General features: G+C 59.6%; 31 protein-coding genes and 5 pseudogenes. 20 read left to right on the forward strand and 16 right to left on the reverse strand.

Features of this window, described 5'->3' with window-relative positions; genetic code table 11:
• Nucleotides 1-70 precede the first annotated feature (70 nt).
• Entirely contained in the window at nucleotides 71-598 is a 528-nt protein-coding gene (locus WKW80_RS37730; RefSeq protein WP_340368123.1) for a hypothetical protein, read from the reverse strand.
• A 22-nt stretch (nucleotides 599-620) separates the two neighbouring features.
• On the opposite strand from WKW80_RS37730, the gene WKW80_RS34745 reads away from it, so the two are divergent.
• Entirely contained in the window at nucleotides 621-749 is a 129-nt protein-coding gene (locus WKW80_RS34745; protein ID WP_340368124.1) for a hypothetical protein, read from the forward strand.
• A gap of 26 nt (nucleotides 750-775) precedes the next feature.
• Here WKW80_RS34745 and WKW80_RS34750 read toward each other — a convergent pair whose 3' ends face one another.
• The 5 genes and pseudogenes from WKW80_RS34750 to WKW80_RS37635 form a co-directional block, all read right to left on the reverse strand.
• The gene (locus WKW80_RS34750; RefSeq protein WP_340368125.1) at nucleotides 776-1,264 is read right to left on the reverse strand and encodes a hypothetical protein; all 489 of its coding nucleotides are present in this window, start codon (nucleotides 1,262-1,264) and stop codon (nucleotides 776-778) included.
• 254 nt (nucleotides 1,265-1,518) lie between these two features.
• Nucleotides 1,519-1,746 carry a hypothetical protein gene (locus tag WKW80_RS34755; RefSeq protein ID WP_340368126.1) on the reverse strand — a complete coding sequence of 76 codons (228 nt, stop codon included), beginning with the start codon at nucleotides 1,744-1,746 and terminating at the stop codon, nucleotides 1,519-1,521.
• 9 nt (nucleotides 1,747-1,755) lie between these two features.
• Nucleotides 1,756-2,544, reverse strand: a complete 789-nt coding sequence (gene istB / locus WKW80_RS34760) for an IS21-like element helper ATPase IstB (protein ID WP_340368127.1) — start codon at nucleotides 2,542-2,544, stop codon at nucleotides 1,756-1,758.
• 15 nt (nucleotides 2,545-2,559) lie between these two features.
• A complete protein-coding gene (locus WKW80_RS34765; protein WP_479694164.1) occupies nucleotides 2,560-3,102 on the reverse strand; it encodes a Mu transposase domain-containing protein in 543 nt (180 codons plus the stop codon).
• Nucleotides 3,048-3,215 (reverse strand): annotated as a pseudogene (locus WKW80_RS37635) (IS1096 element passenger TnpR family protein); the annotation flags it as partial. The pseudogene WKW80_RS37635 and the gene WKW80_RS34765, both read right to left, overlap by 55 nt.
• A gap of 134 nt (nucleotides 3,216-3,349) precedes the next feature.
• Between WKW80_RS37635 and WKW80_RS34770 the strand changes: the two are divergent.
• Nucleotides 3,350-4,245: pseudogene (locus tag WKW80_RS34770) on the forward strand (IS3 family transposase); the annotation flags it as partial.
• 7 nt (nucleotides 4,246-4,252) lie between these two features.
• Here the strand turns inward: WKW80_RS34770 and WKW80_RS34775 are convergent.
• A pseudogene (locus tag WKW80_RS34775) lies at nucleotides 4,253-5,623 on the reverse strand (IS30 family transposase).
• Nucleotides 5,624-5,687: 64 nt separating this feature from the next.
• Between WKW80_RS34775 and WKW80_RS34780 the strand changes: the two are divergent.
• The 3 genes and pseudogenes from WKW80_RS34780 to WKW80_RS34790 form a co-directional block, all read left to right on the forward strand.
• Nucleotides 5,688-5,996, forward strand: a pseudogene (locus WKW80_RS34780) (transposase); the annotation flags it as partial.
• 383 nt (nucleotides 5,997-6,379) lie between these two features.
• Complete coding sequence (locus WKW80_RS34785; protein WP_340368129.1) at nucleotides 6,380-6,580, forward strand: hypothetical protein; 201 nt, start codon at nucleotides 6,380-6,382, stop codon at nucleotides 6,578-6,580.
• A 138-nt stretch (nucleotides 6,581-6,718) separates the two neighbouring features.
• Entirely contained in the window at nucleotides 6,719-7,342 is a 624-nt protein-coding gene (locus WKW80_RS34790) for an NUDIX hydrolase (RefSeq protein WP_340368130.1), read from the forward strand.
• Between the two features lie 232 nt (nucleotides 7,343-7,574).
• Here the strand turns inward: WKW80_RS34790 and WKW80_RS34795 are convergent, their stop codons facing one another.
• From WKW80_RS34795 to WKW80_RS34805, 3 genes are all read right to left on the reverse strand, one after another.
• A complete protein-coding gene (locus WKW80_RS34795) occupies nucleotides 7,575-8,120 on the reverse strand; it encodes an HNH endonuclease (protein ID WP_340368131.1) in 546 nt (181 codons plus the stop codon).
• 83 nt (nucleotides 8,121-8,203) lie between these two features.
• Nucleotides 8,204-8,668, reverse strand: a complete 465-nt coding sequence (locus WKW80_RS34800) for a hypothetical protein (RefSeq protein ID WP_340368132.1) — start codon at nucleotides 8,666-8,668, stop codon at nucleotides 8,204-8,206.
• Complete coding sequence (locus tag WKW80_RS34805; protein ID WP_340368133.1) at nucleotides 8,665-9,504, reverse strand: TIGR04255 family protein; 840 nt, start codon at nucleotides 9,502-9,504, stop codon at nucleotides 8,665-8,667. The genes WKW80_RS34800 and WKW80_RS34805 overlap by 4 nt, the downstream gene beginning before the upstream one ends.
• 472 nt (nucleotides 9,505-9,976) lie before the next feature.
• Here WKW80_RS34805 and WKW80_RS34810 point away from each other — a divergent pair, with 472 nt between their 5' ends.
• The 3 genes from WKW80_RS34810 to WKW80_RS34820 all read left to right on the forward strand — a co-directional run bounded on the left by WKW80_RS34810 (nucleotide 9,977) and on the right by WKW80_RS34820 (nucleotide 12,115).
• Nucleotides 9,977-10,291 carry an NUDIX hydrolase gene (locus tag WKW80_RS34810; RefSeq protein WP_340368134.1) on the forward strand — a complete coding sequence of 105 codons (315 nt, stop codon included), beginning with the start codon at nucleotides 9,977-9,979 and terminating at the stop codon, nucleotides 10,289-10,291.
• A gap of 17 nt (nucleotides 10,292-10,308) precedes the next feature.
• Nucleotides 10,309-11,064, forward strand: coding sequence for a hypothetical protein (locus WKW80_RS34815; RefSeq protein ID WP_340368135.1), 756 nt, complete (start codon nucleotides 10,309-10,311; stop codon nucleotides 11,062-11,064).
• 124 nt (nucleotides 11,065-11,188) lie between these two features.
• Nucleotides 11,189-12,115, forward strand: a complete 927-nt coding sequence (locus WKW80_RS34820; RefSeq protein ID WP_340368136.1) for a hypothetical protein — start codon at nucleotides 11,189-11,191, stop codon at nucleotides 12,113-12,115.
• A 238-nt stretch (nucleotides 12,116-12,353) separates the two neighbouring features.
• Here WKW80_RS34820 and WKW80_RS34825 read toward each other — a convergent pair whose 3' ends face one another.
• The 5 genes from WKW80_RS34825 to WKW80_RS34845 form a co-directional block, all read right to left on the reverse strand.
• A complete protein-coding gene (locus WKW80_RS34825) occupies nucleotides 12,354-12,767 on the reverse strand; it encodes a hypothetical protein (protein ID WP_340368137.1) in 414 nt (137 codons plus the stop codon).
• Nucleotides 12,768-13,368: 601 nt separating this feature from the next.
• Complete coding sequence (locus tag WKW80_RS34830; RefSeq protein ID WP_340368138.1) at nucleotides 13,369-13,716, reverse strand: hypothetical protein; 348 nt, start codon at nucleotides 13,714-13,716, stop codon at nucleotides 13,369-13,371.
• Nucleotides 13,716-13,880 (reverse strand): DUF2971 domain-containing protein, encoded by a 165-nt coding sequence (locus WKW80_RS34835; RefSeq protein ID WP_340368139.1) that lies wholly within the window; start codon nucleotides 13,878-13,880, stop codon nucleotides 13,716-13,718. The genes WKW80_RS34830 and WKW80_RS34835 overlap by 1 nt, the downstream gene beginning before the upstream one ends.
• A 461-nt stretch (nucleotides 13,881-14,341) precedes the next feature.
• Nucleotides 14,342-14,728, reverse strand: a complete 387-nt coding sequence (locus WKW80_RS34840) for a hypothetical protein (protein WP_340368140.1) — start codon at nucleotides 14,726-14,728, stop codon at nucleotides 14,342-14,344.
• Between the two features lie 440 nt (nucleotides 14,729-15,168).
• On the reverse strand, nucleotides 15,169-15,843 hold the full coding sequence (locus WKW80_RS34845) for an NUDIX hydrolase (protein ID WP_340368141.1): 675 nt from the start codon (nucleotides 15,841-15,843) through the stop codon (nucleotides 15,169-15,171).
• A 66-nt stretch (nucleotides 15,844-15,909) separates the two neighbouring features.
• On the opposite strand from WKW80_RS34845, the pseudogene WKW80_RS34850 reads away from it, so the two are divergent.
• From WKW80_RS34850 to WKW80_RS34905, 12 genes and pseudogenes are all read left to right on the forward strand, one after another.
• A pseudogene (locus tag WKW80_RS34850) lies at nucleotides 15,910-16,110 on the forward strand (metallophosphoesterase); the annotation flags it as partial.
• Nucleotides 16,111-16,327: 217 nt separating this feature from the next.
• On the forward strand, nucleotides 16,328-16,696 hold the full coding sequence (locus tag WKW80_RS34855; protein ID WP_340368151.1) for a protein-tyrosine phosphatase family protein: 369 nt from the start codon (nucleotides 16,328-16,330) through the stop codon (nucleotides 16,694-16,696).
• 11 nt (nucleotides 16,697-16,707) lie between these two features.
• The gene (locus WKW80_RS34860) at nucleotides 16,708-17,715 is read left to right on the forward strand and encodes a hypothetical protein (RefSeq protein WP_340368152.1); all 1,008 of its coding nucleotides are present in this window, start codon (nucleotides 16,708-16,710) and stop codon (nucleotides 17,713-17,715) included.
• A 352-nt stretch (nucleotides 17,716-18,067) separates the two neighbouring features.
• Complete coding sequence (locus WKW80_RS34865; RefSeq protein ID WP_340368153.1) at nucleotides 18,068-18,676, forward strand: ankyrin repeat domain-containing protein; 609 nt, start codon at nucleotides 18,068-18,070, stop codon at nucleotides 18,674-18,676.
• A gap of 844 nt (nucleotides 18,677-19,520) precedes the next feature.
• Nucleotides 19,521-19,880, forward strand: coding sequence for a hypothetical protein (locus tag WKW80_RS34870; RefSeq protein ID WP_340368142.1), 360 nt, complete (start codon nucleotides 19,521-19,523; stop codon nucleotides 19,878-19,880).
• 336 nt (nucleotides 19,881-20,216) lie between these two features.
• A complete protein-coding gene (locus tag WKW80_RS34875) occupies nucleotides 20,217-21,146 on the forward strand; it encodes a hypothetical protein (RefSeq protein ID WP_340368143.1) in 930 nt (309 codons plus the stop codon).
• A complete protein-coding gene (gene dbpB / locus WKW80_RS34880) occupies nucleotides 21,143-22,285 on the forward strand; it encodes a DGQHR domain-containing protein DpdB (protein ID WP_340368144.1) in 1,143 nt (380 codons plus the stop codon). Before WKW80_RS34875 ends, dbpB (WKW80_RS34880) begins: the two co-directional genes overlap by 4 nt.
• The gene (gene dpdA / locus WKW80_RS34885) at nucleotides 22,282-23,577 is read left to right on the forward strand and encodes a tRNA-guanine transglycosylase DpdA (RefSeq protein WP_340368145.1); all 1,296 of its coding nucleotides are present in this window, start codon (nucleotides 22,282-22,284) and stop codon (nucleotides 23,575-23,577) included. Before dbpB (WKW80_RS34880) ends, dpdA begins: the two co-directional genes overlap by 4 nt.
• Nucleotides 23,574-24,650: a DGQHR domain-containing protein DpdB gene (gene dbpB / locus WKW80_RS34890; protein WP_340368146.1), complete on the forward strand. Its 1,077-nt coding sequence runs from the start codon at nucleotides 23,574-23,576 to the stop codon at nucleotides 24,648-24,650. Before dpdA ends, dbpB (WKW80_RS34890) begins: the two co-directional genes overlap by 4 nt.
• A 6-nt stretch (nucleotides 24,651-24,656) precedes the next feature.
• Entirely contained in the window at nucleotides 24,657-25,361 is a 705-nt protein-coding gene (queC, locus tag WKW80_RS34895) for a 7-cyano-7-deazaguanine synthase QueC (protein ID WP_340368147.1), read from the forward strand.
• Nucleotides 25,358-25,993, forward strand: a complete 636-nt coding sequence (gene queE / locus WKW80_RS34900) for a 7-carboxy-7-deazaguanine synthase (protein ID WP_340368148.1) — start codon at nucleotides 25,358-25,360, stop codon at nucleotides 25,991-25,993. Before queC ends, queE begins: the two co-directional genes overlap by 4 nt.
• Nucleotides 25,990-26,439 carry a 6-carboxytetrahydropterin synthase gene (locus WKW80_RS34905; RefSeq protein ID WP_340368149.1) on the forward strand — a complete coding sequence of 150 codons (450 nt, stop codon included), beginning with the start codon at nucleotides 25,990-25,992 and terminating at the stop codon, nucleotides 26,437-26,439. The genes queE and WKW80_RS34905 overlap by 4 nt, the downstream gene beginning before the upstream one ends.
• A gap of 81 nt (nucleotides 26,440-26,520) precedes the next feature.
• Here WKW80_RS34905 and WKW80_RS34910 read toward each other — a convergent pair whose 3' ends face one another.
• The gene (locus WKW80_RS34910; RefSeq protein ID WP_340368150.1) at nucleotides 26,521-26,898 is read right to left on the reverse strand and encodes a hypothetical protein; all 378 of its coding nucleotides are present in this window, start codon (nucleotides 26,896-26,898) and stop codon (nucleotides 26,521-26,523) included.
• Between the last annotated feature and the right edge of the window lie 50 nt (nucleotides 26,899-26,948).

Genomic DNA, 26,948 nt, shown 5'->3' on the forward strand with positions numbered 1-26,948 from the left:
GCGCCAGCGATCCGGACGCTCGCCACGGCCCTTACTTCGAGTGGGGGCACATGAAGGGCGGCAAGCTGGTTCACCGCACGGTCTCGCCCGAGCAAGCCGCCATCCTGGAGAACGCCATTGCCAACCATCGCAAGGCGAAGAAGCTTATGCAGGACTGGGAGCAGGAGACAGAACGGCTACTGGATGCGCAAGCGCCGCGCAAACCATAGCCCGTGGACACGCCCGATTCAGAAGGAGTCCCCATATTTACTGACACAGTAAGATTAGCGATCACCTGGTTGACCGCAGATTCGACGAAGCCGGTAGAAATGCGCTCTCCGCACCGGTACCGCTCCCCATAGTTGACGATGGCGCCGGCATTGTAGTCGACGTAGGTCGCGAATTCATCCATCGCCCGGTCAAGCTTCTTGAGGACAGCCGAACTCGGCAGGCCAGCCTTGCGCTGCTCCTCGCGTGTATCGGCGATTTCCTCGAGCAGGTTGTACAAGGTTTCGTCGGCGCGCATCACGTTTCCATGCCACAGGAACCATTTGACGCGCTCGATGCCCTTGAGTAATTCGATCTTCTTTGCGCCTTGCAAACCGCGCGTTGCCTGCAAGAGCTGCGATACGCATTGCGATGTGAAACCAGTCCAGGATGTGCTCGGACCGCGGATGCAGGAATGCGCCAAGCTCTCGCACTGTGTCGCCGCCATCCGGCAGGAACGTGATGTGCTGGCGGGGCAGGACGCCCTGCGACTCAAGTACTGAACGCAGCCGGCGCTTGGGTTTGGTGTCTACCGGATGCACGAATGCGAAGACCTTGGCCGACCTTCCTCGGGAATGCTCTTTCCCGCGATGACCTCGAAGCAGCCGTTGGCACCCGGCCGGCGCTCACGACCGCGAATGTAGCCGCCGTCAATTCCGACCGCGATCGGGGCGTCAGGCTCCGGCGACGCTTCGATTTCTCGCTGGCTGCCCCCGTCGTAGGCGAACTGCTCCGGACCGAGCTGCGCTTCGAGTCGCTCGGCTGTGGCCAGGACGTGTCGGCGAATGGTCTCCTGACGCAGCGCCTGATCGACTGGCAACACATCGTGTAGCAGGGCGCCGACGGCCGCGAAGGAGACTTGCGCCGCCCATTTGGCCTCCAGGTACGTCAGTTCCGGCGACTTGTGCACCGTCAGGAGTTCGCTCAACGGGCAGAACGTGGCGTCCCGGCATTGCTCGCAAAGGCAGCGGTGCCAACGGGGACTGCGCAGGGCGATATCCCCGAAGGCGGTGCGCAAGCGCAGCGGGTGGTAGCCCTTGATGGCCCGCGGCCTGCCGCACTGCGGACAGCCCCTGCGCCCTGCCAAGTAGCTCTCCAACTGCTGGCGCACAAGCGTTTGCTGAAGCTTTCCGAGTATGGACTTGGCCTCCCCTAGAGCGAGTCCGACGTCCTGCACCTGGTCACATGGACGATCGATGGCCTGAAGCGGCACGGTGAAGGCGCGCGGCGCGGCCCCCTCAATGCGAATCTGAACGGTAACTCTCATAGGGCCTACCTTTCCTGCGGTTGCGCAGCCAATGCTGCGAGCCTTCGGTTGACGGTGCGCCGATCGAAGCGGTCGGGGTGGTAGTGGCGCAAGATGTCCCATTCCTCGTCATCTACTCCGTCGCCAAGATCCTCCAGCTCGTGCCGGGACCTGCTCCTGTCACTTTCCGGCGTAATGGAGCCACCTGTTTTCGGCATATTGGAGCCGGCTTTAACGAGGTCGAAGGACACCATCGAAGGGGCTCAAGCTTGAGCGGTTTTGGCCTCACTGGCAAGACGCTGGCGGATCACCGCCGGCAGTTGGCGCGGCGCCCGGTAGCTCTTGCCGTCCACCACCAGGCAGTAGGCGTTGTGGCGCATGCGGTCGAGCGTCGCGCTGGCCAGCAGCTTGTTGGCTGGGAAGGCTTGGTCCCACTCTGTAAGGTCAAGGTTGCTGGTCACGATGGTGGCCGCACACTCGTAGCGCTCAGCCATGAGTTCATGCAGATCTTCGTCGGCTGGCGGGCGAAGGGGTTTGAGTCCGAAGTCGTCGATGATCAGCAGCGACACGCGCGCGAGGTTGGCGAGTTTGCGTTCGTATCCGCCGGTGGCACGCGCCGAGTTCAATGCCGCGGTCAGTTGCGTGCAGGTGGCGAAGGTGACGTCCACGCCCTGGCGCACCGCGCAGTGGCCAAGCGCCTGCGCGAGATGTGACTTGCCCGTGCCACACGGCCCCACGATCAGCACCGGCGCGCGCTCATCGAGGTAGCGCCCGGTGGCCAGCTCGTGCACCAGCGCGCGGTTGAGTTGCGGCAGGCGGTCGAAGTCGAACTGGTCCAGCGTCTTGTTGCTGCGGAACGCCGCGCGTCGCAGCCGACAGGTGAACTTCTTCTGTTCCCGGCGCGCGACCTCGTCTTCGATGAGCAGCGCGAGGAATTCGGTGTAGGCGAGCTTGGCATCGATGGCCTGGCGGTTGCGCGCCTCCAGCGAGTCGAGGATGCCCGACAGGCGCAGTTGCTTCAGGTGCGGGCTGAGGGCTGGCATGGGATTCATGGTGAGCTCCTTGGGTCAGTGACGCGGTGCGTCGGGGTTGAACAGCAGTTGTGCGCTGCGCGCGAAGCGCGCGCCCGGGGCATGGATATGAGCGTCCTCGGCGGCATCCAGAGGTAGCTGGTCGAAGCCGCCGGTGAGGATCGTCTTGACCGTGCGGTAGTACGGGCTCGCATGCAGCAGCGCCCGGGCACAGGCGGCCTCCAGGCGCGCGGCACCGAACCTGTCGCGCAGCCGCAGCACGCCCTGCGCTGCACGCAGACGCTCCAGGATGCGGTCGGCCAGCAGCTGATCGATCAGCTCGGCACACGCAGCGCCGACTTCGCGTGCCTGCTGCAGACACCACGCACGGTCATGGGCGAAGAACTGGCGCGCCGCCGGCGGCAGGTGGTCGCGAACGCTCACGCGTTGCCCAGGACGCAGGCCTCGGGGGTGGCTGGCCACCATCTGGTGATCCTGGTACAGGAACACGGTCGAGTCGGTCGCGCGCATCCACAGCGTCCTGCCTACCAGCGTGTGTAATCGAACCGTGTGGCCATGAACGTCGCCGGACCGCCGCAATCCTCCGGAGGCGCTGCGTGTCGGCCCCCGTTGCACACCGGATACACCCGCGTGGGATTGACAGGCAAGATGGCCTCGATACGCAGGTCGTGTACCCATCGGTCACCAAAGTCGTATTCGTACGTAGGTGAACCGCTCCATGCGCCGCAGCTTGAGTTGGCCGATCAAGGCCTCGTGGGCGTCGGTTCCGAAGTGAAGTTGACCCGATTTCGCGGACACACGATCCTTACGGATGAAGGAGTCCGATATGCCCACACCGAAGCCTCCGTACCCGGCGGAATTCCGTCGACAGATGGTCGAGCTGGTCCAGGCCGGCCGCACCCCATCGCAACTCTCGCGTGAATTCGGCTGCACTGCCCAGAGCATCTCGACCTGGGTGGCACAAGCCGCTGCTGAAAGTGGCAAGCCTGCGCGCGGCAAGGATGTCTTGAGCAACGCTGAGCGCGAGGAACTCGTGCGACTGCGCCGAGAGAATCGACAGATCAAGCAGGAGAGGGACATCTTGGCAAAGGCTACGGCCTGGTTCGCCGGCAAAGGCGAGAAGACATCCATCGGGTCTACGAACTCGTGAGTGCGAACCAGGCCAAGGTTCCCGTGCATACGATGTGCCGCGTCCTCAAGGTCTCTGCCAGTGGCTACTACGCGTGGCTCGGCCGAGCGCCGTCGAGGCGTTCCATCGACGACGCAGTGTTGCTGGAGCGGATCCGGGCGATCCATGCCGAATCCGACGCCACCTACGGCATGCCACGCGTGCGCGCCGAATTGATCGATCAAGGGATGCGCGTCAGTGGCAAGCGCGTGGCCAGGCTGATGCGAGTCAATGCGATACGAGGCATCAGCCGGCGCCGCGGCTTCATCGTGACGACACGACGCGACGCGCGACAGCGCCCGGCGCCTGATCTGGTCAAGCGCGAGTTTGTCGCTGGCCGGCCGAATCAACTGTGGGTCGCTGATATGACCTACGTGCCTACATGGGCGGGCTTCATCTTCCTAGCCATCGTGTTGGATGTGTGGAGCCGGCGCATCGTGGGCTGGGCCATCGGCGAGCAGATGACCGCCGAGTTGGTGCTTGCGGCATTGAACATGGCGCTGCAGCAACGCAAGCCCGATGGCGTGATTCATCACAGCGACCAGGGCAGCCAGGGCGGATTCAACCGGTCGATGCAACACCGGGTTGTCGAACGGATTTTAGATACTCGTTCAAGGCTTCAGTCGGTGTCTTCCAGCCCAGCGTCTTACGCGGCCTGTTATTCAAGGCCCTGGCCACGGCTTGAATCTCTTGCTCGCTCCAGCGAGACAGGTCAGTGCCTTTGGGGAAGTATTGGCGCAGCAGCCCATTCGTGTTCTCGTTTGTGCCGCGCTGCCATGGGCTATGAGGGTCGGCAAAGAAGACGCGAACCCCGGACTCGATGGTGAACCGCGCATGGTCGGAGAGTTCCTTGCCACGATCCCAGGTCAACGATTGCCACAACTGGGCAGGCAGCGTGGTCACGGTTTTTTTGAGTGCGTTGGCCATGGTGATGGCCCCGTAGCCCGCGAGCGCGGGACCGTTCTTCGTCCGAGGAGATAGTCCATAGCCCACCTCGCGAGGCAAATGCACGAGCATGGTGAAGCGGCTCGATCGCTCCACCAGCGTCCCGACGGCGGACCTGTCCAGGCCGATGATCAAATCACCTTCCCAATGTCCCGGCACGGCACGATCTTCTGCCTCTGCAGGCCGACTGGAGATCATCACCTCCTCGCTAACATGGGCCCATGCCTTGGCCTGGGCCCTGGCCCGTGGCACTCGCAATGCACGCCCCATACGCAGATAGCTCACCAGCTCGCGCTTGAGGGCCCCTCGCCCCTGAATGTAGAGGGCCTGGTAGACAGCTTCGTGGGAAATGCGCATGGACTGATCATCCGGGAAGTCGACCTGCAGACGGTTGGCAATCTGCTCCGGCGACCAGCCGTTGACCCATTTGCGGTCACCACGATGAGGCTTGTTGCGGCCGATGAACGGAGCTTGCTGAGGCCCGGCGACCTCGTGCCCTTGAGCAATCGTAGATCTTGCCCTCAAGGCGGTCTTGGACATACTTGCGCAGCTGTGGATTGGTGAGCAGCTTGGCTGGCTTGGGTCTCTTGGCCACCAGCTCGCACTTCCACTGCGCGACTGAAGCCCGATATTCGAGCTTGCCACCGCGAGTCGCAGCGTTGCGGGTCAGCTCTCGCGAAATAGTTGATGGGCTTCGCTCCAGACGGCGAGCTATCTCCCGAATCCCAACGTCTTGAGCACGCAGAAGAGCGATCTCTTCTCGCTCGGCGAATGACAGATACCTTCCCGAGATGGGATTCGACATGAACAATGGCATGCCACCACGATGACGGAACCAGCGAGTGCCCGCTGGCTGCGACACACCAACGGCTTCGGCGGCCTCGTGATTCCGGCGGCAATCTGCTTCCAGAACTGGCGCTCCACCTCTCGCCGAAGCGAAGGAGCACCGGGCGATCGCATTGCCTCGCGCCCCGTTAACTTCTGCATCCACCCCGCGGGTCTTCCCATAGCACCTCCATGATTGAAGGTGTTGCATCGACCGGTTGAATCCGCCCAGTACACCAGCATTGCCTTCGGCGAGCGGTGCAAGAGGATGGGCGTACGCCCGTCGATGGGCACCGTTGGCGATGCCTACGACAACGCGATGGCCGAAAGCTTCTTCGCCACGCTCGAATGCGAGCTAATCGACCGGCGCAGCTGGCAAACCAAGACCGAGGCGCGACTGGCGCTGTTCACCTACATCGAGGGTTGGTACAACCCGCGCCGACGCCACAGCGCACTCGGACAGATCTCGCCGGCCGCATTTGAAAGGAACTACAAAGCAAGTCCAAGCAACCGCCTCGCCTCGAACACGACTTGACCACCGTCGGCGCCTGCGTGGCATGCGCCACGCCGCCGGTGGACAAGTCTGCGCTGCAGCCAATCTATCGACTTGAGAATCAAGTCCCAACCCGTCCGCGCAACAGGGTCAAGTCAAAAGTGCGGCAGGCGCCACCCTCAAAAGCATATGGGCACGAGCGAAAGAACTCTTTGGAAAAACAGGCGGTTCAAGTGGTCAAGTGGTTCGGCTCGCCGTTGATATTCACAGCCCCGCTGTGTTCCGCCGACCACCCGATGGCTCACGGGAGAGGCGGGGACGGCAACCCACTTTAAAAAAAGCGCGCGCGACCCGGCGACACCTGAGCGTCGAACGACGGTACATTCCGCGACCCCCGCTGCGGTGGCGGGTGAAGGAGAAGAACAATGTGGGTGATCATGCCAACCGGCGGCTTCCTGTCCGCTGTGCGCAAACCGGGCGATGAGGAGGCCGGAACGTTGACGATCCGGGCCCGCGTCAAGGCCGATCTGATTGAACTGCGGGAGCACTACCTACCGAGCCTGGGCGCGATCCAGTCGGACGGCGGTACCGACTATGCATTTCGGGTCGTCGGCGAAGGTCGATGAATTCGCCGAGGCGATGGCGACCATGGCGCGGGCGGTGACCTATCCGAGCTTCAAGGACGAGGTCGCGCGCGTGAAGGGGTCGGGTCGTGCTCGAACGTACCACACAATCTGGAGCGTCCTCCTGAAGCTGCAACGCCCGTGACCGCCTTCCACCCGCGCCTCGACGACGCCGGCCAGCCGGTGTCGATCCTGCATCCGAGCGTCGCGACGCCTGCTGCTGCCTGGGCCGACCCAAGCGCGGTCGTCGTCGTGGTGCCGGATGGGGAAGCGCCGGCCGCGCTCAACGGCGTGCCCGTAGCGCCCTGGCAGCCGCCTGCCGACTGGTGGGACGCGGAGGCGGCGCGCAGGCCGGTCGCTGAGCCGCCGTTCGCGCCGCCGGCCGGGCTGGCACCTGCTGCGGGCGTCGTGCTGCTGGAGCCCGATGGCCGTGTCTGGCTGGCCCAGCCTTCGAATGGCTTCGGCGGCGTTGCTCACGTGGTGCCCAAGGGCCGGCACGATGCCGGGTTGCTGGCCGCAGCCGCGATGCGCGAGGCATGGGAAGAACTCGGGCTGGTGACGCGCCTGACGGGGCACCTGATCGATCTGGCGCGCACGATGACGTTCACCCGGTACTACGTCGGGCGGCGCATCGGCGGCCATCCTGGCGCGATGGGATGGGAAAGTCAGGCGAGCATCCTGTGCCCGATCGCCCGTCTGCACGAACTGCTCACCCGCCCCCACGACGGGCCGCTGGTGGCCGCCATCCTGGCGCATCGCGAGTGACGCCTGCCATCGAGTTCACGGGCCCGGTTGGCGCCTGCGATCTGTGAGGCCGTCCGCTCGATGCGCAAATGAATTCACCGCGGGCGAAGTTCCTGGGTGTGGCGGAGTCTGGGGGCTGTTCTGCCGGCCGTGCGTGGCGGCCGAAGCCGCCCCTCGCCGCTGAACATCGACGGCGATTTACGCGGGACGTGCATCCCCACACAAGCGCCTCAAATCTCCCCCGGGGATGACCTCATGGAATGGGCGTGGTGCCGTAGTACATCGCGAGGGCGTTGTCGACCTTGTCGAGATCCGCATTCAATGCGTGCCTCTCCTTGGACGCAGCTGAGGCGCTCAGCTGTTCTTTTTTCTCCTGCTCTTCGACTTGGTTCAGAAGCGAACAAAGTTCGTCGTGCTGCTTGTTCAGGATATCGACCATATGGATCACGTGCTCTCTAAAAGCTACCGCTTTTGGGTCATTCAGATCCAGCAGGATTTTCGTGAACCGGCCGCACTCCGATCTATCTTCGACCTTCGCTTGTCTAAATCGAAGGTGCTTAAACATTTGATGGTCGCAAGGGTTCGGAATCGTCTGAGTGTCGAGAAATTCCGGCATCGGCCAGTGATTGCCTTTTCGGCTGTTGCAAGCCGAACAGCAATAGTACAAATTCTTATAATTGGTGGTCTCGTGAGGAAATTTCGATTTAGGCTTATAGTGGTCGACGCCGAATACCACGCCTGGCGAGACGCAATCAACCGCTCTGCAGTAGACACAGATGCGACGGAATTCTTTTTGCAAAGCGCTCTTGTATGCGCCGTATTGCTTATATTGCGGCGGGGTCTGAGTCCGATTGTGACGGACTTTGGGATAAGAAAAAACGCTCACTCGACGTTCAGGCGTGCCCGGGTTGCCGCCAAACGGAAAGAGATGTCCTCCACCATGCCAACCATTTCCGCTTGAAGATCGATTTGCTCTTCGGTTACTCGCGGTGACAGCTTGCGTAGACGAGCCGTTAGAATCTCAAGACGAGATAATTCCTCGCGATCCACGCCCGCACCAAAGTGGCGCGCCAGAATGAGCGTTCTGGTCGATACAGTTTTTGCCAGCTCATCGCTCATCGACGGCTGCGCTTCAGACGGCACCGGGTCGCCTGCCTGAGAAAAGTTTCCAGCGGTGCCAGTGATGTCGCCTTGATGAAAGCGAACAATTGTGCTCCGGGCGCCCAATGTGGCAAACTCTGTCTGAGAGAGCATCGTGCCTCCCGCGTGAGGCATTGGAGTAAACGCGTCGCGGCGGCTGTCGGGCGCCGCATGGACAATCGGCGTCATATCAACAGGTTTGGTCAAGCAACGGATTCCCCTTTTAGCTTTGACGGCCCTAGGTCATTCTTGGCCTCGGGCCCAAGCGCCCAATAGAAGAACGAATATTCTAGATCGTGCAAACGATTCACCGTCTTTATTGCGTCGACAAGTTGTACGTCCTCTGCGTAAAGATCAAAATCCAAAGAGTATTCCAATTGAATTGGCGCTTCGTAGTTGGGGATTTGTCCTTGACCGATCCCAAGGTCGCCGATGGACTGTTGTCTATTTAGTTGATTTGCGACTCCATGCTGGAAGAGGAAGCCGCCAACTTCGGTGAGACCGATGACCCGTCCCGCGTACTCGATGGGGTCGCCATAGATGCCTTCCATTAGAGGTCCCACCAAAGCAGGATTGATCCATTTGCCTATCGCTTCTCGCGTGTACGGAACCGTATTGATATACCGAAGTCCGATTCTGGTAAAAAAATCGCTATCGATCACCTTCTCCGCTGCTTTGAGCAAAAATTCAAGTCGATCCCTGAATTCTGAAAATGACGAATAGTGCGAAGTTTCCAATACCACTGCCGCCGAGCGCAGGGTGATCGTCCATTTGTGGTCTTTAGAGCGAAAAGTGTGGGAGTTGGCTGTACTGGAAAGTTGTCCCGGCGCCAAGTTAATAGAATTAACTACATTGAGGTGAGGATATTCCTTGCGCAGAGCTTGTGCAAACGAGGGCGGGGGCTTGGCTCCCTCTAGGTCGAAGAGCGTAGGGAACCGCAACTCGCACACTGCTTGTCGAATGAAGTTTCGAGCGAAGAGTGCCTTCTCGGCCTGTGGAACTGCGAGGAACGCCCGCGACACGCGCTGCTCAGTGAAGGTCATATCGCCTTCGCCGCGCGCGTTTCATAGACGAGGACACGAGATTGTGCAAGTGGAGCCCCATGAAGAAAATTTTGTCGTGACTCTAGCAGAGCGCGAGGCGCGTTTTAATCTCTTTTGCCTGGCGACATTGGCGTTAGCGCAGACAAATTCCAGACTGGGTGTGCAGCAGCTCACATTTGCCCCGCTTGCCAGCCGGCGAGGCCGTTTCCATCCTACAGAAGTGGTTCGAGTCCGACTGAATCGCCCCGGTCTCGAACTCCTCGACTGGCGCCAGGTGAGGAGGGCGCCATGGGCACAGGCGCCGCAGACGGATGAGGGCTGGAAGCCATCGCGGCCGCCTCGCCAATGGCTGAGCCTCGGTTCGTCTGCTCGCGCGGCATGAAGCCCGCCGTCGGCGCGCTGGTGCTGGAGCCTGACGGGCGCGCGTGGTGCGTGGCGCCGACCGGCCCGTTTCGGCGGGCATGAGTTCACGTTGCCGAAAGGGCGCCCCGATGGCCGCAGTCTTGCCGCGATCGCGCTGGTCGAAGTGTTCGAGGAAGCCGGCCTCTGCATTCGACTGCTCGCATTCCTGTGCGACGTGACGCGCAAGGAGACGTTCAGCCGCTTCTACCTGGGAACGCATCGGCGGCTCGCCGGCCGACGTGACGTGGAAAGCCAAGCCGTCGCGCTGGCGCCGCTGGCCGATCTGCGCGCGATGCTCACGCACCCGGGCGATCAGGTGGTGCTCGATGCTTACGAAGCCGCTATCAAAAATAGAGGACAGCGCCGTAGACTCCGGCGCACCTAGTCCAACGGAGGGGTCCAATGTCCGGCCTTGACAGTTTCGCAAGTTCCGCCAAGGGTTTGGCACGCAATCCGCTCGGGATAATTGCTCTATTCATTGTTCTCATTTACGGGGTCGCCGCGTTGACACTCGGAATTTCGTCCCTAGAACCAGATGAGCGACGCCCAATGGTTTGGTTTCTCGTTCTTTTCCCAGTATTGGTCTTGTTGACATTTGGATGGCTTGTAAGCTGCCACCACGAGAAGCTGTATGGCCCCGGCGACTACAAGTCGGATGAAAGCTTCCTTCAGGGTATGCGGACTCGCGTTCGCCATACGATAGAAGTCGAGGCGCAACAGGCCGAGATGAAAGCAAGGGTTCTGCAGACCCTGGCTGGAGGTTCCGAGGTGGGATCGAAGGGGTCTGAAAACCTGATCGAGCGGGTTGCCGATGAAATAGACCGTTCAACGACCATTGAGGTCGACGCCCGAAATATATTGAACGATCCTACGTCGCTCTTTACGTTACCTACTGCTGCATTCAAGAATTTTGACGATCTTCTCAATGAGATTTATTTCAAGATCGAAGCCGAAGTTGGTCCTTTCGAATACGGTCATTCATGGATTTTGAAGGACATGGAGAGCAACAAGATTCTTACAGGCGTAAGGATGATTACCGGGGATGAGGCCGGTAAACCAGTGCAAGATCTTCGCACCTTGAGCGAAGTGGGGGTCCATCCTGGAATGAGACTTGTGGTTGAGCGCTTTGAACGACCGCGAAGACCGCGCCGCCGATAACGGCAGTGCTCTCGAAATCGCGTAGGAAGGGCACGCTCGGAGCGGACCCAAAGGCCACACGCCCAGCGCCCATTAATGCGCTGTGCATTTTGGATCATCAGGTCCGCTTAATTCGTTCACCTCCATGACAAAAGACGTAGTCCGCCAATGGGAGAAGATTTTCGGCAAGGATATGGCGCAATATCTCCACATGATCGACGCCCTTGCACTAAACTCGCAAAAAACTCGGTACTCGTTCACGGAGAATGAGCAATTTGAGACCCTCATAAACTGCAATCACGCCAAAGCTATGCAGACGTACTGCGGCGAAATTCTCGCTCGATCACATCTAGGAGCGGTCACATCGATTCTTCGAAGCAGACGATGGATCACGGCAGTTCTCTCCGCCTTTAATCAGACGAACTTACTGGCGTTTGCGGCGGCATTACGCGGTTTTATCGAATCAGCTGCCGATTCCTCGACTTCGCTCGGCTCTGTTCCTCTCTCGCTGGCTACTAACAACGACTTGATCGTCCGGGCGCTTTCCGGCTCGCTCGGTGAGGGTCTCGTCTCTGCCAAAGAACTTGAGGACGCGCTTATTCATTTCGCATTTGCTCGACACGTTCCAAAAGCCGAATTTCAAACCACACCCCCATCCCACAATGCGAAACACGTGCGTGAATACATCAAAATACTCGAAGAAGGAGGGGTGCCGGGCGTTTTGAAGTGTTACCAGACAGTATGTGATTTGACTCACCCTGGTATGAGTTCGGTATGGATGTGGCTTCGACCTAGAGGTGACCTGGAATTTGAATTAAATCCCAATCAGGAAGCGTCAGACATCGCAGGGCTCCTCCGTGAATACGTGGAGACGATTCAGAAGACTGCCATGTTTGCGTTTAATCCGGGCGTTGTAACGCTTAGAGTCCTAAACTACTTTCCCATCGAGCACTTTCATACGAGCGGGTTGATGACGTGGAATTTGTCAGGATTTCCGTTGTGGCAGAAGTGCTTGGTTGGCCTTAATGGGGCTCCGCCGCGGAATAAAGAGCGACCGCGGATGGTCAGATAGGTGGTGCCAATGCAGGGCGGCGTGTGTCATTCACAAGACATTCAAGGGAAAGGTCCGGACCCGCATGCCTTGAACAGTCAACAGCTTTTCGATACTCCAAGCCGGGCAATGGTCGACGTGCCTCATGGGGCGTTGAGCACGGCGTCCAGCATCGTCGCCTCGTAGGCCGCATTGAGCACCAGCTGAGGGAATGCCTGCCACTTCTGACGCGGCACCTAATCGTAGGCGACGGATGCAGCTAGCTTGGGAGACGATCGGGCCCGGCGTGGTCGGCGCGTCGGTCACTTCGACGTCCCGATACGCCGATCCGCGGTTTGCCGGCGAGCGCGCCGGTCTGATCGGGCCCGATGGCGCGCAAGTGTTCGGCGATCAGGTCGAGGCCCTCGCGTTTGCACAGCGCGTAGCCATTGCGCATGGTCCAGAGCCAGAGGTCGCCAGCACACCGGTCAAGCGCGGGATTCAACTCGGCGCCGATGTCGGCCAGACCATCGAACTGGCGCTCCGCGGTCTGGCCTGCCCGTTCGCCGACAGCCCCGAAGTAGTTGCGGTAGATCGTCACCGCGCTGGCCGCCGTGGCGCATGCATGGCCTTGGGTTCGATCGTATTCGTAGCGGGCGAGGCCATCTTCCGGCGTCACGTCGGGCCCGACCATCTCCAGCGCGTTGAACTGGCTTGCAACCTAGAACAGCGCCCGCGTGCTCCGGCGCCTGGTGCATCTTTCGAGCGTCGCCGGTGACGATGCTCACGCGCAGCTTGCCCGCGGCGCCAGTGCCGGCGGCTACTCGGGCGCGCAGGTCCGCCAGCGATGTCATCTCGAACGTGCCGATGTTGTAGGTCTTGCCGTTCGCCTGCGAGCGCAGGTTGGTGCCGTCGATCTCCAACTGCCCCTTGGTCTTGTTGTAGGTGCTTTCTTTGAAGCCGGTGAGGCTTCGAACCAGTTCATTCTTGAGGGTTTTCTGCTCCTTGAGACGGCGCAAGTTTGCCAGTGGGCGAATGCGGGGAATGCGGCGTCGACGGCTTCGATGATGGCTACAAGGGCTCGGGCACCGCCCCGTCGCGGGGCCCGCAAACTCGCTGGCAGCCGCGTGCGCCAAGCCACCACTGCGGCGCGGCCCTATGACTGCCTGCCGAGCGGCCGCGTTGTGCAGGCTGTGAAGGTCAAGAACGGGCCGAGGCTGTGTAGAAGCGCTCCTGAGCCGACGCCGTGATTGTTAGTTCTCTCTCGACCGACCACTTTGGGTCGACTACGGCGTTCACAAGTCTATTGTTGTAAAGCCGCTTACGGGATCGAAATTTACCTCTCTTATCGAAGCGTTTGGCGCTGCCGCGCGCACTTTTGCGATGACTGAATCACGTGCGGCGCTGCTGGTCTTTGCACCGATCAACACATCTTTAATGGCCTCTACCGGGACGTTGAATAAATGAATTTTCTTGCCATCGATAGTCTGCACTTCGTCAGCGGTGGGCAGGTACTTAATCATCCGCCATTCCTTCTCGTATGACCACGTCGTGCCCTTGGTAAAGAAGACTTCCTTCGGAATATCCAGCGTTCCGGCCTCTACATAAACCACAGGGGTGGTGTCTGTGTAGATGACATTCATCAGCTCTCCACACACCTTTGGCTCACCACGCTTGGTTGAAAAAACTCGTTGCTCATGTCGAGCCCGACAGCGAAGCCCGAATGGCTGTTTGCGTAGTGCGCCCACATCAACTCGTTTATCGGGTCTTCCGTCAGCGACAGCACGCCCACATTTCGATTGGTCACGATTCTTCAGTAACTTCAAATTTAGGCTCACGCCGGCAGACGATTTAAACGATCCCCGAGAGCTCGTACCAGACATTCGGCTTCGCGATCCGGATGCATACGCGCGAAACATTGTTCTCAAAAACATCGAGAGCGCCTACTGGCAAAACCAAATTGCCAACCCAGACAAGGATCCCGCACAGATATGGGCCGCCCTCGTCGCCGCTTCCCAAGCTCATCTGCATTGAGAAGTACCGCAAGCCGCTGAACTTCTGCAAGTCTTGCATGGGTCCGAATGCCGACACGATGTGAAACGGTTGAAAGCGTTGGGAAATAGACTCAGTAAGGAGGACCGGTTTGACTGCCTACTCGGCCGATTGATACACGCGCACGCGTGCCTTCCTGTCGATCGGCATTCAGCGGAAGTGGCGTCATGCCTCGGCTACGGCGGGCGAGGCCCTCAAGGCCGCATGACAGGGTCCTCAGCCTTGCGCGTTGCGCTTTAACTCAGGGAAGCCAACGTACCAACTTGCGTACGAGGCGTGTGGTGGGGAGCCAGAGGGCAGATCGATCCTGGTGCCCATATAGCCCGTTATTGATCGTCTGGGCTTTTCGTGCCAGCCGATGTTGAAAGCGCAGAGCTTTGGAAAAAACGGAAGCGTGCTATAGGGCAAGTGGTTGTGAATCCAGTATGCCAACCCACGCCAATCTCGGCCTTTGCCTTCATCGTACAAATCGGCAAACCATGGCACGACTATGCATGCCATGGCTCCCATGCCATTCTTGTCGGGCTTGTCCCAGATGTGGCCAGCATAGTTCGACTCGTTTGAACCGCAGTTCATCTTGTGAAGGTTGCCGAACTCATTCACTTCCTCCGACCGGTATGCCGAGCGAATGTATTCGACCGAACGTCGCCTGCAAAGGCTCCAGCAATTCCTCGCACAGGCGCCTCCCGTTCTGCAGCGCATGCTCCGGATTCTGGGGCAAATTCTGGAGTCGGTGGAAGTTCGCGATTTCGCTGTACAAGAAATCCCTCATGAAGAACGACGCTGACACGCGCTCACGGCCTAGGTTCTCAAGCGTCGCAACCGTTGTTGGTGTACGTTTCATACGTCGTGCGTTTCCCTCAACATATTGATGGATCTGCGGCGACTCTGCTCGACCTGCGCAATGCGCTCGCATGTGACGGATTCAGCATGCTTGCTGCACTGCGACCTTCTGGCTGGTATCGTGCCATAGAGTCACCATCTGACCTCCTCAACGCGTGGCATCCCGATATAGGCTTGAGATTGCAGTGCTGCGCGTAGGGTCAGAAGCGGAAATCTGGCGCTACCTCGAAGAGCTGCGCTGGCCGTTGTGCCCCGCGCTCAAAGGCACCCGGAATCTCGACGATGTCTGCGCTCTTTGCAAAACGCCGACGGAACGCACCCTTGTCCAGAGCGGCTACACCGTCGGGGCGCTGCGCCAGGATGATTTCACAAACTTTCTGCAACTGCGTGAGCGTGAACTGCTCGGGCATCAGATGCAGCGGCAATGCATGTTCGCGAACGCGTTCGCGCAGCGCGGAGCGTGCTGCGGCCAACTGCTCAGCATGGTCGAACGCCAGCGCCGGCAGATCCGCGTCGACGTTCACCCACCGTACCAACTCCACTTTCGAGCGGACCACTGCCTGCACCCGATTCTTCGGCAGCAGTGCGTAGTACAGCACGCCCAGCGACCAGCCGCGCGGATCTCGGTCGGCGCCCGCAAAGGTGCGCAGTTGGGACAAATAGGGCACCTCGACGCTGATCTTGTCGCGCAATGCGCGGCGCGCAGTAGCTTCCAGGTCTCTGTCGCTTTGAGGATTCAGTACCGCACCGGGCAGTGCCCATGCGCCCGCCGCCGGCGCTCGCGCACGTTGCACCAGCAACACCTGAAGTGCGCCGTCCCCGATGCTGAAGATGGCTACGTCAGCGGATACCAGAGGAAAGAGGAGGTTGCCCATTTGCTTAGTGACCAATTGCCAATAAGAAGTTATGATAGTGACATTATGTCAACAAGAGGAGAGTGAATGGACTTTGACATCATTGGTGACATTCACGGCCAGTTCGAAAAGCTGGAATGCCTGCTCCGTAGATTGGGCTATGAGCAGCGCTCAGGCGCGTGGCGCCATCCGCAGCGTGTGGCCATCTTCGTCGGCGACTTCATCGCCCGCGGCCCTCAAGGCGTAGAGACTTGTCAGGCGGTGCGCGCGATGGTCGAAGCCGGCAGCGCGCTGGCGGTGATGGGCAATCACGAGTTGAACGCCGTCGCTTGGCACACGCCGGACTTGCGCCAACCCGGCGAATTCCTCCGTCCGCACCTGAGTGCCCCCCTGGGGACAGAGAAATCGCCATCAGCACCAGGCGTTCCTTGCTCAGGTAGAACACAACCCTTCTTTGCACGCCGGGCTCGTAGACTGGTTCCTTACCCTGCCCTTGTGGCTGGACTTGGACGGCCTGCGCGTGGTGCACGCCTGCTGGCATGCGCCGTTCATCGAATGGCTTTCTCCAAAGCTCGCGGTGGGAAACTTGCTGACACGCGATTTGCTCCTCGATGCCACTACCGAGCCCCATGGGGCGGTTGCGCACGTACGCCAGACAATCGCAGCCGGCCAGCGCGTCCTGGTCCATTGCCGAGGCGGTCTGGGACGGGCCGGGACGGTGGCGGCCTGCCTGCTGGTGGAGCATGGGGTCACGCCAACCCAGGCCATCGAGCGTATTCGCCTGGTTCGGCCCCATGCAATCGAGACGCCGGCACAGGCACGCTACGTCTTGAACTATCACCCGACGACGAGTCGTCACGAACTGAAATGCTGAGGTGCACGCAGATGGACTGGTTTGAACAGATCACTGGCTTTGCGGAAAAGGACTTCGACACAACGCAGGCCAGGCTTTCCGTCGTGGACGGTCGACTGCGTTCGACGCACAGCGAGCGCACTTTAGGTGTGGGGCAACTGGAGTTGCCAACGCTTGCTGAGTTGCGACACCGCGCGGCGCCGTGGACAACCGGGCAAGGAGCGACGCGGATCTCCTGCATCCGGGGCGATGCTCGCAATCTGCATCGCGACAGCCGGAACGCTGGCGCGCTGTTTCAAGTGGCGTCGCAGTTCAACCTGCTGGAGATGACCGGGCCCTCCGTCACTCCGGAAGACGGCGTCACGCGCTACGCCGGCGATCCAACGCAAGGGCCGGCTTGCGCCATCGCGACTGGCGCCGGCACCATTTATCGGAACTATCTCGCTCCAGTGGGTGGGCACCCCGGCCAGCGCGCCAATCGCCAGCTTGATTGCTTGCGCGATGTCGGAATGGCGCTCGGCAATGTCGACGACGCTTTGTGGAAGATGCAGAACGGCTACTGTCTCGTTACTGAGCAAGGGCTGGCATCCATTGACGCGAAACTGGAACGGCTTAGCGAAACGCAGCGCGACGAGGTCATGCTGCGTCTGCGGATCGGTTTGCACCGGGACGTCGAGGTCACGGACTTGGGCGCAGGCCACGCAGTCTCTCAAGCGTACTGCTCCGCGCTTCCGGTCGCCTACAACCGAGTGCGAAATACCGGGCACTGGGCGCGATTCGCCAGTCTGGTACTGGATGCAGCGTACGAAGCCACCCTACTTTCGGCGGCGATCAATCGCGCGGCCAACAGCAATCCGGTCGTCTTCCTGACACGCTTGGGTGGAGGAGCCTTCGGAAATGATTCACGATGGATCGCGGCCGCAGTGCGACGGGCACTGAACGTGTGTCGCGATGCGGACCTGGACGTCCGGATCGTCAGCCATGGGGATCCGGATTCGGGGATGCTGGCCCTCGTTGATGAATGGAACGACAAACAATAGGCGATATTGAAACCACTCAACTACGTGTGCTGCACGCAAGGGCCGGAAGGCGGTTTAAACAGGCCGTATGCATCGGCGCTCGTCTCAGAGCGGCCTCCAGCAACCGCGCAACTCCGACCCCGACGGCGACATTGGCATCGCGCGACTTGCGGAGACAATATTCATCACACGGCCAATGAGTAGATCGCCGAATCTGATGCGCGGACGAAGTTCAGCAGGCTGAAAATCAAAATTCAGTGCGCGTGGCACAGTGAAAGTACTGGGCACAGAAGCCCCGAAAAAAAAGATGGAAGAATTCTCGATGGACCTTGTTTGGGACGGCACCACGCAAAACGCGACGCTTAACGAAGCGATGCGAAGAGTTCGCCACGAACTCGCAGATGCGGCCAAGCGACTCGATTGGACCCGGGTACTCACTCTGGTCGCGGACGATGAGCAACTCGTCAACTCGGTTCGGCCCGAGGGCAGATCCGGCTTTACTCCTTTGCACCAGGCTGCGTACGGAAATGCACCTCTTGACGTAGTTCATCGGTTGATCTCCATGAACGCGGCGCGAAGTGTCCAAAATTCGAACGGTGAACGACCCATCGATGTTGCCGATCGTCGAGGGCACCAGCACCTTTTGGATGCACTGGCCCCTCACCATTGGCACAAGATCCCCAACGGCATCTTGCGAAGGATTGAGGAAAATTTTCACGCCGTCATCGCTGGACGAGTGCGCTCTTTGATAGATGAACACCGCCTCCGATTGCCGCAGTTGGAGCTTTTGCTCGAGTTGGAAAGACCACGAATGTGGTTCGCGGTGCCCGGCATGTACGGCGGCTTTAGTTATCGATTCGAAACCTTCGGAGTAAACGCCAAACTTGTTTCGGAGAGTTGGAGCCGAATGGAAGGTGGTTCCGGGCAGCGCCATGAAATCAACTCCGCCGGAAGTGTTCTCGTTGAGGAAGGATTTGTGTAAATCGTCGGTAATGCTACTGGGATGATGTGCGATCAACCTCCAGTTGCGCGCACGGCGCATGCCGCCCGGAACGAAAGCCACAATCAGTCTTGCCTAGGCGCTGCGCCTACCAATACAACCGAGAGCCGCGTCGCGGACCTGGTGTGTCAGACGTTTCTCGTCTGGCTCACGCGGCTCTCTGCGGCGCTTGAGCAGTGGGCGATCAATCCGACGCACGATTCGAACGACGAATTGTCTGCGGCAATAGAACTCCTGCGGCCAGTCCATGAGTGGGCGTCTAAGGCGAGCGGGACTTGAGAGGCCCTTGGGGAAATCAAGATTCCAAGGAAGTGTTTTTGTCAGGGAGGAGGACGAAAATGCCCAAGATCCCGTACTTGAAAGTGTCAAGGAGCCCTCGGCGGTCTGGCGTCGGCATGTCCGCAACCGCGACAAGACCTCGTGATGGAGCGGCTCGCACTGCGGGCTATTGCGAAGGAAGTCGAACATCAGCAGGTCCTGATTCGCTCCAGACGGCAGGCGCGGCCGCGCCCTGGACTCCTCATCGCTTATTAAAATTTATCGCACCAATTGCGACCTCAGGGCCTCAGGGGCAACGTCTACGACCCTAGCGTGATCGGCACGTGCAGCCCAAGCGATTCCGATCCTCGGCCAGCCTGCAGTCGCCAGCTTCAGGTTTGCCGACTGCTTTGCTTGACTGCGCAGACCAAGTCCAGTCGCGCTCCTTGCGTTGCAGAACTCTTGGGACCGAAGATTCGAAGGCCGCCCTCACGCCCGCCCTCATGCCCGCGCTCTGGCTGCAAGCGCAGGGAAACACCTTTCAAGCATCGTCGATGAGGCCCCCTCTGTGCACGACAATGCCAACGTTGATATTTTCCCGCATGGAAAGCAAACGATGGGCGGTTCCGAACTATTTCCATTGATCAACGCGTTTGAAGATGCGCTGACTGACATGCGTGCGAACGCCTTGTTCCCGCAGGAGCATTGGGCGAAGTCGGCAGAAAACTACCGGGAGAGGTACTTGGCGACACTAGATGCGCTGGTGGCCGCATGGAACCAGGACCCGTGTGAGCTAGAAAACCTGTTGCAACTGTGTGCTACTTGTCGAGATCACTACGCGCGAGGACAGACGGAAGCAGCGACGCGTTTTGCGACCGACATCAACGCGCTGCTCTATCGCGCAAAGACCAAAGCCGCCTTCGCCTAGACATGCGCACGCTGCGGCAGAACTCGAGGTGGCGCGGGTAGCCCTTTGGCGGCTGGCCCGGCTTGCCAGCGCCGCGCCTTCGCGCGGCGGTATAGGGTTCGTTTGAACGACAAGCGGTCCTTCGGCTTTCCAGTTATTGACGGGATGCCTCACTCGCTTCGCGCGTTAAAGTGCGAAGGTCTTCGCTTCATCCGGTCGGCAGTTGAACAGCAACAGATTTGATGCATTCGGATAACTGCAGGACGAGAGACCAAATATCTAAAATAACTGCATATCTTGGATCGGCCGCAGTACAATAACTGTCAGCGCAGACGCGCGCTTTGGCTCGCATTTCACATGGCAACAGGTTACGGAATCATCACCAATTGCACCGCCCGCAAGCGTGCTGTGGGGCAGGTGGCGCGCCTGACGCCGGTTGAGCGGACAGGGGATCCCGCAGCGATCGCTGCGCGCTGGCTCAAGACAACAGGGCGTACGCATCAGACACTGACCGCGGGCGAGTTGTACGTAGGCCGTGCCATGACAGAAAGCCATGCGGTGGCGTCCCGCGTTAGGGGATCTCTGCATGTGGTGTCGGCGGGACTTGGCCTGGCTGCTAGAGAAGACCAAGTCCCCAACTACGACCTGACAGTGTCCCAAGGACCTGGCTCCCTCGCGCCGGTGCTATCTCAGCAGGGGTGTAACGCCGCTCGCTGGTGGGAGCTTCTGAATGAACTGAAGGGCTCGCCGCTACCACTGAGCCGACTGATCAACCGAACTCCAAAAACTCGGTTCTTACTGGCGATGCCCTCCGCGTATGTCGCGATGTTGGCGGGCGACCTTCAGCACATTCAGAACAGCGCACGTGATCGAGTGTTCATTTTCACCTCGCGCGTCGGTGCAAACGAGGTCGCGGCGCGCCTTCAGCGGTGTGTGATGCCTTACGACGAGCGTCTTGAAGGCCACAAGGATTACGCCGGCACCCGCGCAGACTTTCCGCAACGCGCGATGCGCCACTTCGTCGAAGAGATTGGTGGCCATCGACTCAATGTTGAGTCAGCCAAGGCCGCGGTCGAACGAGCCCTGTCGCGTCTCAAGAAGCCCATCATTCCTCATCGAGCGCGCAAGTCGGATGAGGAGATCATCGAACTATTGCGAACCCAATGGTCAGCGCACGAGGGCAGTTCGTCGCGCCTCCACCGATATCTCCGCGACATCGCGCTGGTGGCCTGCGAGCAGGCTCGATTCGGTGGACTCTGGCGTCAACTGAAGGCAGAACTCGCATGAAAGCCGAGAAGGTTACCGTGGGCAGCAACGAGATCGTGGTTCGTGCCTTGCACACAACGCAGGGCGAAGGATTGGACGTCTACGCGTTCTTCATCAAAGGTGCTGACATCGTCAAGGTCGCTGACATATCGCGCGTCGATCGAGACGAGTCGGACGCCCTGAAGGGCTTTCAGCGACCCGAGATCCGCAGTCACGTGAAAGGCATCGTCGACTACCTGAACCAGGGCGACGTCCTGTTCCCTAATGCAATCATCCTGGCCATGTCGCCCCAAGTTCGATTCACCGCGTCCAGAGGCACGCGTCCAACGGGCGATGAGGGCTTGGCACAGTCAGGAACGTTGACCATCCCTGTCAACGAAGCCGGAGAGCGCGTGGCATGGATTGTTGATGGGCAGCAGCGCTCTCTGGCATTGGCGCAAGTGAACAACCGAGGCGTGGCAGTACCGGTTGTCGGGTTTGTCTCGGACAACCTTGAGCTGCAACGTCAGCAATTCATCCTTGTCAACAAGGCGCGGCCGTTGCCGACGCGCTTAATCAATGAACTCCTGCCGGAAACCAGCGGCATCCAGTTGCCCAAGGATCTCAGCGCGCGCAAGGTCCCTTCCGAGATTTGCAACTTCTTAAACCGGGACCCGGACTCGCCATTCTTCAAGCTGATCAAGCGCCCTTCGGATCGGGGGGGCTCAGAGGCAATCGTCACTGACACCGCGGTGATCACGATGATTCGCAACAGCATGAACAATCCGCTTGGCGCCTTGGCGCCCTACAAAGCGAGCGTGCGTGACGGCGCGGATCTGGCGTCCATGTACCGCTTGCTCCTCAATTTCTGGTCGGCCGTCAAAGCAGTGTTCCCCGAAGCCTGGGGGCGCGACCCACGTCAGAGTCGGCTCATGCATTCGGCCGGTATTGAGGCGATGGGCGTCCTGATGGATCGCATATATGCGCGCTTCTCTGGCACGGAGGGAACCTACGACGCCGTGAAGAAGGAGCTCGAAAGGGTGGCACCCGCCTGCCGATGGACTGAGGGTACCTGGGAGGCGCTGGGCGTGGCTTGGAACGAGATTCAGAGTACGCCGCGCGACATCAAAAAACTTCAAGACGCACTCGTACGTGCCTACACAACCAGCCCTTCATCATGAAGTTCCTGTATTCCGATACACAAGACTACGTCGATCCGGCGTATGACTTTCTGAACGACCGCAATGGCCCCGCGCGTGAGCGCTATTGGGGCGATGTCTACGCGCATGAACTGATGACGCCCGCTCCCTACGACGGCCTTCTGGTGTCGATGAGCGCGATTCGCCAAGCCGAAGGCGTGTCCTCCTCCAAGGTGCGCTATTCCACCAAGGAAGAGCAGCGCATGCTACGCGACGGCGCGCGCAAGTTCTTGCGCTACGACGGTCCGGATTTCAAGGACTGCATGTTGATGGGTGACTGCGGTGCATTCGCTTATGTCGAGCACGACAAGCCCGCGTACTCCCCGGAGGAGGTGGTCGAGTTCTACACGGAGGCAGGCTTCACACATGGCGTGTCGCCAGACCACATCATCTTTGATTGTGACCTGTCCAACCCGAAGGAAAAGGACGTGGCCGAAGCCACGCTCAAACGTTACGAGATCACGCTGACCAACGCCAAAGCTTTCATCGATCTGACCAGGGAGGAAGGTTCTCCGTTTGAACCCATGGGGGCCGTCCAAGGGTGGTCTCCCGCGAGCATGGCCAAAGCTGCAGTGCGCCTCGAAAAGATGGGATACGAGTACCTCGCGATCGGTGGCCTGGTACCGCTGCGTGTGGATGCAATCCACGTGGTGCTGCGGACGCTTCGAGATGCGATCAAGCCCGAGACCAAGATCCACCTGCTCGGGTTCGCCAAGGCCGACAAGATCCATGAGTTCACGGACTATGGCATCACCAGTTTCGACTCGACGTCGCCGCTGATTCGTGCCTTCAAGGATTCCAAGGCGAACTACTACATGGACTCGCCGAATGGCGGCTTGGACTATTACACAGCGATCCGCATTCCCCAGGCGATAGAGAACGCTCGCCTGGTTCAAGGGATCAAGCGCGGCATCTTCAGCGCGGAGGATCTGCAGCGGCGTGAACAGAAGGCGCTTGTTGCTCTTAGAAGTTTTGATCGCGGCGAGGTCTCGGCAACGAGCACGCTCACTTCGGTGATGGACTACCACCGTTTTCTTGTGGAGGGGGAATCAAGCGATGTAGCCCAACACGAAAAGGACCTGGCCAAGATGAAAGACATGGTCGCTCGCACGCTGCAGGACGCACCGTGGAAGCGCTGCCAATGCGACGTGTGTCGTGCCGTTGGCGTCGAAGTCATCATTTTTCGATCAAGCAATCGCAACAAGCGCCGAGGATTCCACAACCTCGGCGTGTACCACAAACATGTGCAAACGACGATGGAGAACGCACAGTGACAAAGTTCAAATTTACGGCCATCCGGGCGCACCAGGCTGACGGCCACGACGTCTTCTCGTTCGCGGCGACGCCTCAGCAGGTCCTCGCGTTCTCCGAGATTGAGCGCGTAGGTCGCATGGACGACGGCCAATTGAGGGGCTTCCAGCGTCATCAGATCGCCTCGCACATCAAAGAGATCCGCGACTACTTCAAGCGCGATGACGCCCTACTCCCTAACGCGGTCATCATCGCCTTCATCGATGGCATTAAGTCGAAGGATCGCGGTCACGGAGTCGTCGACATCGAGATCGATGCATCGAAGTCCAAGCCGGGATTCGTGGTTGACGGGCAGCAACGCCTGAGCGCCCTCTCCGGCATTGAAAAGCCCGGATTTCAGGTGTTTGTATCGGTGCTGGTCTGCAAAGACTACAACGAACTGCGCCAGCAGTTCGTACTGATCAACAACACGCGCCCCCTGCCCAAGACCTTGATCTACGAACTGCTGCCGACCGTGGAAGGCTTGCCGGAGCGGTTTACCACGCGCAAGTTTTCTGCACGCGTCGTCGACAGATTGAACTTCACGCGCGACTCTGCACTGTGCGGCGAAATTCGGCAGCACACCAATCCGAAGGGTGTGATCAGCGATACGGCGATGCAGCGCTTCATCATGAACTCAGTGTCGGATGGAGCGATCAGAGAGTTCATCAAGTTCGATGACTATGAAGACCGCGCGTATCACATCGTCAACGAATTCTTTGAGGCCATCAAAACAGTCTTTGGATCTGAGTGGACGGGCATGAGTCCGAGGACGTCGCGTCTCAAGCACGGCGCGGGTATCGTGGCCATGGGCTTCGTGATGGAACTGCTGTACTCGCATGAAGGCGCCACCACGCGCGAGCAGTTCGAACCAGGCTTGCGTTTGATCAAGCCATACACCGCTTGGACCAGCGGTCAATGGGAGTTCAGCGCAGAAGACATCTGCCCTTGGAACGGCATCCAGAACACGCCAAGCGACATCGATGCGCTGGCCAATCATCTCGTGCGCTTGACAAAGCGCGTCCTCCGCAAACCTCGCCGCGTTGCGAACGGCTAAACCACCATGAACTCCAAAGCTTTGGTCCTTTTCTCCGGTGGCCAGGACTCCACCACCTGTCTTGCGTGGGCGCTTGAACGCTATGACCACGTCGAAACCATCGGGTTCGACTATGGACAAAGGCACTCCGTCGAGCTCGCCTGCCGTCAAGACGTGTTGAGCGCGCTGCGCAAACGTTTCCCGCAGTGGACTTCGAAACTCGGCGACGACCACATGCTGGATCTGTCTTTGCTGGGCCAGATCAGTGACACCGCGCTGACCCAGGACAAGGCCATCGCGCTGCAAAAAAGCGGACTACCGAACACCTTTGTACCCGGCCGCAATCTGTTGTTCTTCACCTTCGCTTCTGCAGTAGCCTATCGCCGCGGCTTGGAGGTTTTGGTGGGAGGCATGTGCGAGACCGACTATTCCGGCTACCCGGATTGCCGCGACAACACCTTGAAGGCGCTGCAGATTGCGATGAGCCTGGGCCTCGATGCGCCCATGGTGATCGAAACTCCCCTGATGTGGCTCGATAAGGCCGCGACTTGGCAGCTCGCGCATGAACTGGGGGGCGATAGCCTGGTCAAACTGATCCAGCAGGATACGCACACCTGCTACCTGGGCGACCGCACGGTCCAGCACGATTGGGGCTTCGGGTGCGGGGAATGCCCGGCATGCGATCTGCGCCGCAAGGGCTATGCCGCCTTTACCGAAGAAGCTTTCGCATGATCTATAGCGTCAAAGAGATCTTCTACACGCTCCAGGGAGAAGGAGCCAATGCGGGCCGCCCGGCCGTCTTTTGTCGCTTCACCGGTTGCAACCTCTGGAGTGGACGCGAGGAAGATCGGGCGACGGCCACGTGCACCTTCTGCGACACCGACTTTGTCGGTACCGACGGCGATGGTGGCGGCAAGTTTCGGACGGCCGTGGACCTGGTTAATGCGATTGAAGCCATGTGGCCATCGCCCAAGTTGGATCGACGCTTCGTCGTCCTGACAGGTGGAGAGCCGCTACTGCAAGTCGATGAAGCGCTGGTCGCCGCACTCCATGACAGGGGCTTTCGGATTGCCATGGAAACAAACGGCACGATCGAGCCTCCGAAGGGCATCGACTGGCTCTGCGTCAGTCCTAAGGCCGATGCCAAACTGGCCGTTCGCGGTGGGCAGGAGCTGAAACTGGTCTATCCGCAGCCCGGCGTCGACCCAGAAGCCTTCGCAGCAATGGCCTTCGACAACCACTATCTACAGCCAATGGACGGGCCGGACAGGCTCGCCAACACGGCCAAGGCGATTGACTATTGCCAGCAGCACCCTCAGTGGAATCTCAGTGTTCAAACTCACAAGATGATTGGCATCCGATGATCTACGAACTAAGCCAGAAATTCGTCTTCGAAGCCGCGCACACGCTTAATCGCACGATCGATGCATCAGGCAGCCGACGCATCCACGGGCACACATATCACGCCGAGATCACGTTGGCTGGAGAGCCAGAAAGCAATTCCGGCATGGTTCAAGACTTGGGCAGCGTCCGTCGCCACATTGAGGCCATTCGCGAACTGCTGGATCATCAATTCCTGGATGACGTCGAGGACTTGGGTCCCGCAACTCTAGAAAATCTGTGCCGATTCATTTTTGCGAAGCTCACTTCACGTTGCCCTGGGCTGGTTGCCGTATGCGTCGAGAGACCAGCTAGCGGGGATAAGTGTGTTTTGCGCAGAAACTTGAACGAAGGCGCTTCGACAGCTTTCGGCGAGTCGACAAGGGAGCGGTCGCATCGAAGCGCGCGAGGATTCGTTGCGCTAACTTGAGCGCGAAAACTCGCACAAAGCCATCGGCGGATGGTGAGAGCGAGAACTCCGCGAGAGGCAGCGAGCCCCTTGCCCCCTAGACTAGTGATCGAAGGAAGGTCCATCATCACCTCCACCGTGCATTCGCGAATGCCGGTGACTCAAACCGCCATCCTGCGAATGTGACACCTCGCCGAAGCTTGTCGGCGCTGGACTCTCCGGGATAGCGCCGCCGATTTCGTAGTGCTGATGAAACCAGATTCCACCGGCTCCGCAGACAGGGCAAGGGATGCGCGAAGCTGGCCACGTCGCCTCCCATCGATTCTGGCAGTCAAAATCGGTACATTCATAGGTGACGATGTAGACCCGCCTTGGATCAGCAGCCAGTCCTGCCTCTATCTCTTGCCTCGCTGTTTCAGCGTAACCGGCCAGTGATCCCATCTTGAGGCCAGAGGCCAAGGCGCTGACCATGATGTCCATCTAAGTTTTGATGGACGTCTATGCATGTCAACAGGAAGCCGCGCCGTCGG

Origin of the sequence: Variovorax humicola (genome assembly GCF_037889915.1) — a bacterium.
Taxonomy (GTDB): Bacteria; Pseudomonadota; Gammaproteobacteria; order Burkholderiales; family Burkholderiaceae_C; genus Variovorax; species Variovorax humicola.

What these genes read in the sequence shown, in the direction of transcription:
- WKW80_RS34755 (WP_340368126.1), bottom strand. Translation starts at nt 1,746, where the DNA reads ATGGTGTCCTTCGACCTCGTTAAAGCCGGCTCCAATATGCCGAAAACA.
- istB (WP_340368127.1), bottom strand. Translation starts at nt 2,544, where the DNA reads ATGAATCCCATGCCAGCCCTCAGCCCGCACCTGAAGCAACTGCGCCTG.
- WKW80_RS34785 (WP_340368129.1), top strand. Translation starts at nt 6,380, where the DNA reads ATGTGGGTGATCATGCCAACCGGCGGCTTCCTGTCCGCTGTGCGCAAA.
- WKW80_RS34805 (WP_340368133.1), bottom strand. Translation starts at nt 9,504, where the DNA reads ATGACCTTCACTGAGCAGCGCGTGTCGCGGGCGTTCCTCGCAGTTCCA.
- WKW80_RS34815 (WP_340368135.1), top strand. Translation starts at nt 10,309, where the DNA reads ATGTCCGGCCTTGACAGTTTCGCAAGTTCCGCCAAGGGTTTGGCACGC.
- WKW80_RS34820 (WP_340368136.1), top strand. Translation starts at nt 11,189, where the DNA reads ATGACAAAAGACGTAGTCCGCCAATGGGAGAAGATTTTCGGCAAGGAT.
- WKW80_RS34825 (WP_340368137.1), bottom strand. Translation starts at nt 12,767, where the DNA reads ATGGTCGGGCCCGACGTGACGCCGGAAGATGGCCTCGCCCGCTACGAA.
- WKW80_RS34830 (WP_340368138.1), bottom strand. Translation starts at nt 13,716, where the DNA reads ATGAATGTCATCTACACAGACACCACCCCTGTGGTTTATGTAGAGGCC.
- WKW80_RS34845 (WP_340368141.1), bottom strand. Translation starts at nt 15,843, where the DNA reads ATGGGCAACCTCCTCTTTCCTCTGGTATCCGCTGACGTAGCCATCTTC.
- WKW80_RS34860 (WP_340368152.1), top strand. Translation starts at nt 16,708, where the DNA reads ATGGACTGGTTTGAACAGATCACTGGCTTTGCGGAAAAGGACTTCGAC.
- WKW80_RS34865 (WP_340368153.1), top strand. Translation starts at nt 18,068, where the DNA reads ATGCGAAGAGTTCGCCACGAACTCGCAGATGCGGCCAAGCGACTCGAT.
- WKW80_RS34875 (WP_340368143.1), top strand. Translation starts at nt 20,217, where the DNA reads ATGGCAACAGGTTACGGAATCATCACCAATTGCACCGCCCGCAAGCGT.
- dbpB (WP_340368144.1), top strand. Translation starts at nt 21,143, where the DNA reads ATGAAAGCCGAGAAGGTTACCGTGGGCAGCAACGAGATCGTGGTTCGT.
- dpdA (WP_340368145.1), top strand. Translation starts at nt 22,282, where the DNA reads ATGAAGTTCCTGTATTCCGATACACAAGACTACGTCGATCCGGCGTAT.
- queC (WP_340368147.1), top strand. Translation starts at nt 24,657, where the DNA reads ATGAACTCCAAAGCTTTGGTCCTTTTCTCCGGTGGCCAGGACTCCACC.
- queE (WP_340368148.1), top strand. Translation starts at nt 25,358, where the DNA reads ATGATCTATAGCGTCAAAGAGATCTTCTACACGCTCCAGGGAGAAGGA.
- WKW80_RS34905 (WP_340368149.1), top strand. Translation starts at nt 25,990, where the DNA reads ATGATCTACGAACTAAGCCAGAAATTCGTCTTCGAAGCCGCGCACACG.
- WKW80_RS34910 (WP_340368150.1), bottom strand. Translation starts at nt 26,898, where the DNA reads ATGGACATCATGGTCAGCGCCTTGGCCTCTGGCCTCAAGATGGGATCA.